The sequence below is a fragment of the Thermodesulfovibrionales bacterium genome (assembly GCA_035686305.1).
GTDB lineage: Bacteria > Nitrospirota > Thermodesulfovibrionia > Thermodesulfovibrionales > UBA9159 > DASRZP01.
Window position 1 is genome coordinate 20,942 of record DASRZP010000032.1, and the last position, 8,685, is coordinate 29,626.

Below are 8,685 nucleotides of genomic sequence, written 5' to 3' on the forward strand. Positions count from 1 at the left end.
CCCAGAAAAAGCAACAACTGTGCCTAAGTAAAACGTATTGTATTTTAAGGATTATCGGGGAACGGCATATGTCAGATACCTGACATATGATCGTGGTTGGCGGTTTCTCGCTTAGCTCTTCCGCAACTCTATTCCCATCTTCTTGATCTTCTCGATCAGGGTCGTCCTGTTCAGTCCGAGGAGGGTAGCAGCCTTGCTTCTTACCCCACCGGTCTTTTCAAGGGCCCTGAGGATCAGATCCTTCTCCATGTTGCCGACCACTGAATTGAGATCAATCCCGTATTCAGGAATGTCGATAGCGCCTGAAGGTTGCCGATCGCGGTCATGTGCGTCATCCTTTTTCGGGAGCGCCTCATGGAACTTTTCGGGCAGGTCCGAGACCTGCACGACATCATCGCTAACAAGGATCATCAGCCTCTCAACGAGGTTTTCCAACTCGCGTATGTTTCCCGGCCACCGGTATCGAAGAAGACAATCCATGACTTCCCTGGGGAAGATGAGCCGATCCCTGTTCCGCCTCTTTGAGAATTCAGTCACAAAATAATCCAGGAGAAGGGGGATGTCGTCAAGGCGCTTCCGAAGAGGAGGAAGGTGGAGGGGGATCACATTGAGTCGGTAATAGAGGTCTTCCCTGAAAAGACCGTCTTTTGTCGCTTTTTCGAGATCCTTGTTCGTCGCAGCAAGAATCCTGACATCCACCTTGATCGTCTTGACCCCGCCAACTCTCTCGAACTCCCTCTCCTGGAGGACCCTCAGCAATTTGACCTGCAATCCCGGATCCAGCTCGCCGATCTCATCAAGGAAAAGAGTCCCGTTATGGGCGAGTTCAAACCTGCCGATCCTTGTATTGACGGCTCCAGTAAAGGCGCCCTTTTCGTGGCCAAAGAGCTCGGACTCGAGGAGGTCCTTGGGAATTGCCGCGCAATTCAATGGCACAAAGGGTCCCTGAGAGCGGGAACTGTTATAATGAATCGTCTTGGCAATGAGTTCCTTCCCTGTGCCGCTCTCACCGGTGATCATAACGGTGCTGTCCGTGTCGGCTATCTTTTCGATCATTTCATATACCCTCTGCATATGGGGTGAATCGCCGATGATACCAGTGAAGTTATACTTCTTCTTGAGCTGCATCTTCAGCATCTGGTTTTCCTTCTGGAGTCTCGAAACACCGAGGGCTCTGTCGATAATCAAGAGCAACTCATCAAGGACAAAGGGCTTGCTGATATAGTCAAAGGCGCCTACCTTCATTGCCTCAACAGCGTTCTGGACGGTTCCAAAACCGGTAATCATGATAACAGGGACATTTACTCCCAGCTCGCAGACTTCTCTCAGGACATCCATTCCGCTCATGCCGGGCATAACGAGATCAGTCAGCAGAAGATCAAATCTCTCCTCCTTGATCAGATCGATGCCACGCGTTCCGTCGCTTATCATGGTGACATCGAACCCTTTTGAAGTGAGAAAGGAATGGAGGACATCTCTGACGGTCTCGTCGTCGTCGATGACAAGGATTTTATACATGCATCATTTTATATAATTTAGACTCAAACGTCAACAGATTGACAATAAAGAGCGGTGCAAAGGGAGGCTGCAAAAAAGAGACCCTCCCTGAAGGGAGGATCTCACAGGCGAAGAGAGGCGTGGAGCCTCTATTTTTCAAGAGGCAGGTTATTTCAGTTTCTTGATGAAGTCCTCTACGGGGTCGGCGGCAAGGGTCAGGAGCTGAACAGAACCTCTCGAACCGATCTCGACTGACATCTTCATGATCGTCTCGTTGTCCGGAGCCTCCAAGATGTTAACAAAATCATAGGGGCCGAGGACCGCATATTGCTTGTGAACCTTCACACCCATATGCTCAATCTCCTTGTTCACCTCCAGCAACCTCTCAGGCTTCTGTTTGAGGGTCTTCCTCCCCTCGTCGGTCAGCCTAGTCAAAATAACGTAATACGGCATAAAACCCTCCTTCCTTCCTGTTGAGCGGAGATGAGCAGCCCGCCCTCCGGTTTGTTTCAGCGCTCCTTCAAACTTACTTACTTATACCTATACCGCTTTCAATGGACGTTGTCAACCCTGAACGCACGCACGCCATTGCTTCATACGAACTCCCAAAAACTTGTTGACAATAATTATTCTAATATGATATTAATTATTTACTAAGAATAGTAAGGAGAGATCACCTGTGGAGAAATATAAACACCTCGGCTTCAAGTTAACGCCGCAGCGATTGGCAATACTCGATTATCTTGACGGCAACACGCGTCATCCATCGGCCGATGAAGTATACAGGGCCGTGTCAAAGAAGTTTCCGACTATGTCTTTTGCTACGGTCTATAACACTCTTGACGTGTTGCGGCAGCGGGGCGGAGTCCTCGAACTGACCATAGACGCTGACAAGAAAAGATTTGATCCCAATACCGAGCCCCATCATCACCTCATATGCGTACAGTGCAAGAGGATTGTGGACATTCACCGTTCCTTTGAGCTTCATATACCGAAGGGGGAGGTCGAAGATTTTCAAGTGATCGGAAAGCACATAGAATTCTATGGTATCTGCCCGAGATGCAAGGGAAGGGACTAACGGGAACAGATGCCCAAGACCACCTCTTGCAACAAGAAAAATCTGCTGTACAATAATATCAGGAGTTGACCGAGGGCATCTGTCGATTGCTCTCAAGGACAGAAGGGCAATGACGGGAAGAGAGTGAGCGTGTCAGGGAACAGATCGAAAGACACTGCGCAGAAGGGCCCATCTTTAAGGATGGAGGCTTCATAAAACCTTTTTACACCGAGGAGGAAAGCACATGAGTGAAGTATGCTGTGGAATACGTATCGGCCAGGCAGTACCTGATTTTGAACTCGAAACATTTGAACCGGCAGACGGAAAGTTTTCGAAATTCAGTCTTTCCGGAGCAAAGAAGGCAAAGAAGTGGACAGTACTCGTTTTTTATCCGGCAGATTTCACGTTTATCTGCCCAACGGAGCTTGCCGATTTGGCGGACAGACACCAGGAGCTTACGAAGCTTACCTGCGAAGTCCTATCAGTCAGTACGGATACAAAATTCGTCCATTACGGATGGTTCCATCAGGAAAAGCTTATCGAGAATGTCCGCTATCATATGGGAGCCGATCCAAAAGGCACCGTCTCGAAGCTCTTTGGCGTCTACGATGACGAGAGCGGATTAGCCTTGCGCGGAACCTTTATTGTCAATCCTGATGGCGTTCTTGTCAGCAGTGAAATAAATTATTTTAACGTGGGAAGGAACGCCGAAGAGCTCGTGAGAAAAGTTGAAGCGTTCAGTTACGTATGGCAGTCTCCCGAAGAAGTCTGTCCTGCGAAATGGAGACCGGGAGGAAAAACATTAAGACCGTCAGAAGGTATCGTGGGCAGGGTGTATGAGGCAGTAAAGTAGCGCATCCTCTTTGAAAGGTCAAGGCTGAGGGGGCTCCTGACCTCAGCCTTGACCTTTACGCTCTCTTCTGAAATCTTCTTACATGTCGTAGTAGAGGAAGAACTCATAGGGATGGGGCCTGAGTCTGAGCGCATCCACTTCCCTCGTCCTCTTGTAACTGATCCATGTATCAAGGGCATCGTTGGTGAAGACATCACCTTTCCGCAAGAATTCATTGTCCGCTTCAAGGTTGTTGAGGGCCTCGTCAAGACTTGCAGGCATGGTCGGAACCGACGCCAGCTCTTCAGGGCCGAGTTCGTAAATGTCCTTATCGAGGGCCTCACCGGGATGAATCTTATTCTCAATACCGTCCAATCCCGCCATGAGCATGGCCGCAAAGGCGAGATAGCCGTTACAGGAGGGATCGGGGAACCTGACCTCGGCCCTCTTTGCCTTCGGACTTGCGGAATAAGTCGGAATCCTTACGCATGCTGAACGGTTTCTTGCCGAATACGCGAGATTGACCGGCGCCTCAAAGCCCGGGGTCAGCCTCTTATAGGAGTTCGTAGTCGGGTTCGTCAAGGCAGCGAGTGCAGGGGCATGCTTGAGGACTCCTCCGATGTAGTAAAGGGCGAGATCGCTGAGGCCGGCATATCCATTGCCCGCAAACAGGGGTTTGCCGCCCTTCCAGACACTCTGGTGAACATGCATGCCTGAGCCGTTGTCTCCAAATATGGGCTTCGGCATAAAGGTGACGGTTTTGCAATGTCTCCTTGCGACATTCTTGATGATATATTTGAACATCATCAGCTTGTCGGCCATCTTGACGAGAGAGTCAAATCTCATGTCAATCTCGGCCTGTCCTGCCGTTGCTACCTCGTGGTGTTCTCGCTCAATATAAATACCACACTTCAGCATCTCCATGACCATCTCTGTCCGAAGGTTGACCAGGCTGTCCGTCGGCGGAACGGGGAAGTAACCCTCTTTATGTCTTGGCTTGTAACCGAGGTTCGGGTTCTCATCACGGCCGGAATTCCAGATGCCTTCCGAGGAATCGAGGAAATAGTATCCGCTGTGAGAGTTTTGATCGAACTGAATGTTGTCGAAGATGAAAAATTCAGCCTCGGGGCCGAAATAGGCAGTATCACCAATTTTGGTAGATTTGAGATAGTTCTCTGCCTTCTGGGCTATATAGCGAGGATCCCTCGTGTAGTACTCTTTCGTTATAGGGTCAACGATGTTGCAGATCAGGCTTATCGTAGGGTACTCCATGAAGGGGTCCATAAAAGCGGTCTCGGGATCGGGGATGATCAGCATGTCAGAGGTGTGGATCGCCTGCCATCCCCTTATTGAAGAGCCGTCAAATCCCAGACCCTCTTCAAAAATCTCCTCCCTCAGTTCTGCTACCGGTACAGCAAAATGCTGCCAGATACCGGGAAAGTCAAGGAACTTGAAATTCGCCATGACCGCCTTGTTTTCTTGGGCCATCTTGATTACATCTTTTGGTGTCATACTTCTCCTCCTCATCGTTTCATTGATTACTGTCTGTCGCCGATTTCAGCGTTTCCGCAGGAAACCGAAGATCACCCATTGACCATTGTTATTGTTATAGCGCCGTTTCTCCGCGTTCACCTGTCCTGATCCTTATCACATCCTCAATGGAATAGACAAAGATCTTGCCGTCTCCTATCTTACCGGTCTTTGCAGCCTTCTCTATGGTCGTCACAACCTTCTGTGCCAGGCCGTCAGAGGTCACGATCTCGATCTTGATCTTGGGGATAAAATCGATCACATACTCGGCTCCCCGGTAAAGCTCGGTATGCCCTTTCTGTCTCCCGAATCCCTTCACTTCAGTAACGGTCATTCCCTGAACACCGATCTCGTTCAGGGCATCCTTCACCTCGTCGAGCTTGAAGGGCTTGATAACAGCTTCTATCTTCTTCATATCTCACCTCCTATCACCTTTGGTTCCCGGTTAACGGAAAAAGCCCCGGTCACAGATACTATTTGCTTTTCACCGCTGCCTGCCGCCTATTCCCTCACGCCTGCTCCAAAAAAGGCCTTGTAAAAACTTCGTGTCCTCTCGAGATAGCCGTCAAAGAGCCTCTCCGTCTCTTCTCTTATCCCTCTCATATCCACAGGTTCGTCTTTCAACCATTCGTAGATCATCTCCTTCCTCACTTCTATGTGAAACTGAAAGGCGTAGGCCATGGTCCCGTATCTGAATGCCTGATGGGGATAGAGTTCAGACCGGGCAAGCCTCACAGCCCCTGCGGGGATGTCGAATGTCTCTCCGTGCCATTGAAAGACTCTGAATGTTTTCAGGGACTCACCTGTCACCGATTGCGGCGAGAGTTTCTTCATTACGGGATCGTCCTTCCCCTCTTCGGTGAGTTCGAGATCATACCATCCTATCTCCTTCCGGGGACCTACATAGACCCTCGCACCGAGGGCCTTTGCCATGATCTGTGCACCGAGGCATACGCCAAAAACCCTCCTTCGCGATGAGACGAAGTCCCTGACAGTCAGAATCTCCTCGGTGATGTACGGGTAGCGATCCTCCTCATTCACGCTCATGGGCCCTCCCATCATCACCAGGGTGTTAAAATTAGCGGCATCAGGGACAGGGTCCTCCTGAAGGTCGACCACGGAGTAACGGTACCCGTGTTCACGAAGAAAATCTTCGATTGTGCCGGGACCTTCCGCGGGTGTATTTTTCAGTATCAGGACAGACATCTTTCATTCAACGATATCAACAACTATGCCACATGCCGGCGGTCGTACAATAAAGATATTTTTGGAGCAGGGGGGTCGCAGTGCCCATTCTTGAGGCAACCCATGACCAAAGACCAGGCATGATTGCTTTTGACTCAACGATTTCGCTAAAGTATCCCATGACCAAGGATTATAAACGAGTAGAACTTTCGGCTCTCTACGAAATCAGCAAGATCCTCGGATCGTCCCTTAACCTCAAGGCAACGCTCAAAGGTGCGATGCGGGTTCTTGCCGAGTTTATGGATATGAAGCGAGGGACCGTTGCCCTCAAGGAAGACAGCGAGATCGTCATCGTCGTCTCCCACGGTCTCACCGAAGAGGAGATCAAAAGGGGGAGATATAAACTGGGAGAAGGGATCATAGGAAGGGTCGCGAAGCTCGGTTCGCCGATTGTGATTCCCAATGTCGGTGATGAACCGCTTTTTCTCAATAAGACCGGGGCAAGGAGGGAAGTGAGCAGGGACAATGTCGCCTTCCTGTGTGTCCCGATAAAGTTTAAGGCCGAGGTCCTTGGCGTGCTCAGTGTTGACAGGCTATTCAGCTCAAAGGGGGTCTCCTTTGAAGAAGATCTGAGGCTCCTGAAGATCATCGCGTCTCTCATTGCGCAATCGGTGAAGTTGACGAGAGAGATAGAGAAAGAAAAAGAGGCCCTTCTCGAAGAGACCGAGGAACTGCGCAGGGAGCTGAAGGGCAAATACAGCATAGAGAACATGATCGGCCGGTCGGAAAGGATGCAGGAAGTCTTCGAGGCCGTCCACCGGGTTTCTGCCTCAAAGGCTACGGTCCTTCTCCGCGGTGAGAGCGGAACGGGGAAGGAACTTATCGCGAAGGCGATCCATTATATGAGCCCGCGGACAAAAGGTCCCTTTGTAAAGTTCAATTGCGCTTCCATTCCCGAAGGCCTCCTCGAGTCCGAACTCTTTGGGCATGAGAAAGGGGCCTTTACCGGCGCCATATCACTGCGAAAGGGCAAGTTCGAGATTGCTGATAAAGGCACGCTCTTTCTGGACGAAATCGGAGACCTCCCCGTCAACCTCCAGCCGAAGATCCTTCGCGTTCTCCAGGAAAGGGAATTCGAGCGCGTCGGAGCGGAACGAACGATCAGGGTAGATGTTAGGCTCGTTGCAGCAACGAGCAGGAACCTCGAAGACCTTGTGAAGAACGGTCAGTTCAGGGAAGACCTCTATTACCGACTGAACGTGGTACCCATCGCACTCCCTGCTCTGAGAGAGAGGAAGGACGATATACCCCTTCTCGCCGACTTCTTCCTGAAGAGGCTCAACGAGGAAAACAGAAAAAGGGTATCAATTTCGTCAGAGGCGCTCGAGGTCTTTATGGATTATGACTGGCCCGGTAATGTCCGTGAACTCGAAAATACTCTCGAACGGCTCGTTGTCATGTCTCACAGACCTTCAATTGGAGCCCCCGACTTGCCGATGACCATCAGAATGCCTGTGGGACCGCAGGAAGGCCTGACAAAGGGTTCACTGAAGTCTACGATTGAAGAGACTGAGCGGTTGAGGCTCGTTGCGGCCCTCGAAAAGACAGGGTGGGTGCAGGCAAAAGCAGCAAGGGTTCTTGGCATTACGCCGAGACAAATAGGTTACAAGATTCTGAAGTACAACCTGAAGAAGTAACGGGAGGGGGGTGACTTAATCCCTTTCGTGAGACACGACTCTGCACAACTCCTCAAGCAGCTCCTTCTGCCCGGGACTTATCTTCTTTTTTGCCTCTTTAATATCAAACCACTCTGCCCGGTCGACTTCCGGGAATTCCTCCTGCCTGTCTGACCCTGGAGGCCACTCCATCGTGAAGGTGTTTGACCTTATCGCAGAGGGATCACAGTCGCCCTTGACAGCCCAGGCAATGAGGACCTTTCCGCTTCTCAGTTTCACAGGGGAAAGGGGAATGAAAGTCCCCGATATGATGAATCCTGTCTCCTCCTCAAATTCCCTCTGTGCGGCCGTGAGGGGCTCTTCACCTTCATCATACTCTCCCTTGGGTATGGACCATGCGCCAACATCCTTGCGCACCCAAAATGGACCTCCAGGGTGAACCAGAAAGACCCCCAATTGCCCATCCCTAAGGCGGTACAGAAGAATCCCTGCACTCCTTTTTTGCATACATCAAGTGTAACAGTATTTTGAGGAACGTGGCAGAGCGATACCCCACACACTGGATATTTGAGCGAGACCGCTGCTTTCCGGTTGTACCGTAAGTGCAAGCCTCGAAAAAGGCGAATAAGAAACAGCAATTCCGTAATTAGTACTGGTCAAACTTCTTAACTTCTCTGAAGAACTGCAAATTTGATTCGCTGTGTGACCCGAGCAAATTCGCATTCATTTTTTTCTTGACATTGGTCTTCGTATCTGATATATATTATCATATCAGTAATAGGAGGTGCCGTATGAAACACCGAAGCCACCTTCCCCTGCAAGAGCGAGAAGCCCGCTCGAAGCTCATCAAGCTGCTCCGCGACAAGCCCTTTATCGGAGGAGGTCTCGTAAGGATGGCTCGAACCTGC

At 50.5% G+C, this 8,685-nt stretch carries 9 protein-coding genes; 3 read left to right on the plus strand and 6 right to left on the minus strand.

All coding sequences use genetic code 11. The features are described from left to right. Positions 1-111 precede the first annotated feature (111 nt). A complete protein-coding gene (locus VFG09_03610; protein HET6514220.1) occupies positions 112-1,518 on the minus strand; it encodes a sigma-54 dependent transcriptional regulator in 1,407 nt (468 codons plus the stop codon). A gap of 147 nt (positions 1,519-1,665) precedes the next feature. Further along, the gene (locus VFG09_03615) at positions 1,666-1,950 is read right to left on the minus strand and encodes a GYD domain-containing protein (GenBank protein HET6514221.1); all 285 of its coding nucleotides are present in this window, start codon (positions 1,948-1,950) and stop codon (positions 1,666-1,668) included. Between the two features lie 226 nt (positions 1,951-2,176). Here VFG09_03615 and VFG09_03620 point away from each other — a divergent pair, with 226 nt between their 5' ends. Then, the gene (locus VFG09_03620) at positions 2,177-2,575 is read left to right on the plus strand and encodes a transcriptional repressor (GenBank protein HET6514222.1); all 399 of its coding nucleotides are present in this window, start codon (positions 2,177-2,179) and stop codon (positions 2,573-2,575) included. Positions 2,576-2,798: 223 nt separating this feature from the next. Then, positions 2,799-3,407 (plus strand): redoxin domain-containing protein, encoded by a 609-nt coding sequence (locus VFG09_03625; protein ID HET6514223.1) that lies wholly within the window; start codon positions 2,799-2,801, stop codon positions 3,405-3,407. 78 nt (positions 3,408-3,485) lie between these two features. Here the strand turns inward: VFG09_03625 and glnA are convergent, their stop codons facing one another. From glnA to VFG09_03640, 3 genes are all read right to left on the minus strand, one after another. Continuing rightward, a complete protein-coding gene (glnA, locus tag VFG09_03630; protein HET6514224.1) occupies positions 3,486-4,898 on the minus strand; it encodes a type I glutamate--ammonia ligase in 1,413 nt (470 codons plus the stop codon). Positions 4,899-4,992: 94 nt separating this feature from the next. Continuing rightward, the gene (locus VFG09_03635) at positions 4,993-5,331 is read right to left on the minus strand and encodes a P-II family nitrogen regulator (protein ID HET6514225.1); all 339 of its coding nucleotides are present in this window, start codon (positions 5,329-5,331) and stop codon (positions 4,993-4,995) included. Positions 5,332-5,417: 86 nt separating this feature from the next. Continuing rightward, positions 5,418-6,122, minus strand: coding sequence for a type 1 glutamine amidotransferase (locus VFG09_03640; protein ID HET6514226.1), 705 nt, complete (start codon positions 6,120-6,122; stop codon positions 5,418-5,420). 80 nt (positions 6,123-6,202) lie between these two features. On the opposite strand from VFG09_03640, the gene nifA reads away from it, so the two are divergent. Next, on the plus strand, positions 6,203-7,798 hold the full coding sequence (gene nifA, locus VFG09_03645) for a nif-specific transcriptional activator NifA (protein ID HET6514227.1): 1,596 nt from the start codon (positions 6,203-6,205) through the stop codon (positions 7,796-7,798). A gap of 15 nt (positions 7,799-7,813) precedes the next feature. Here nifA and VFG09_03650 read toward each other — a convergent pair whose 3' ends face one another. Then, entirely contained in the window at positions 7,814-8,284 is a 471-nt protein-coding gene (locus tag VFG09_03650; protein HET6514228.1) for an NUDIX domain-containing protein, read from the minus strand. Between the last annotated feature and the right edge of the window lie 401 nt (positions 8,285-8,685).

Bases quoted from the DNA above. Each gene is read 5' to 3' on its own strand.
- VFG09_03610 (HET6514220.1), bottom strand. From the start codon at position 1,518: ATGTATAAAATCCTTGTCATCGACGACGACGAGACCGTCAGAGATGTC.
- VFG09_03615 (HET6514221.1), bottom strand. From the start codon at position 1,950: ATGCCGTATTACGTTATTTTGACTAGGCTGACCGACGAGGGGAGGAAG.
- VFG09_03625 (HET6514223.1), top strand. From the start codon at position 2,799: ATGAGTGAAGTATGCTGTGGAATACGTATCGGCCAGGCAGTACCTGAT.
- glnA (HET6514224.1), bottom strand. From the start codon at position 4,898: ATGACACCAAAAGATGTAATCAAGATGGCCCAAGAAAACAAGGCGGTC.
- VFG09_03635 (HET6514225.1), bottom strand. From the start codon at position 5,331: ATGAAGAAGATAGAAGCTGTTATCAAGCCCTTCAAGCTCGACGAGGTG.
- VFG09_03640 (HET6514226.1), bottom strand. From the start codon at position 6,122: ATGTCTGTCCTGATACTGAAAAATACACCCGCGGAAGGTCCCGGCACA.
- VFG09_03650 (HET6514228.1), bottom strand. From the start codon at position 8,284: ATGCAAAAAAGGAGTGCAGGGATTCTTCTGTACCGCCTTAGGGATGGG.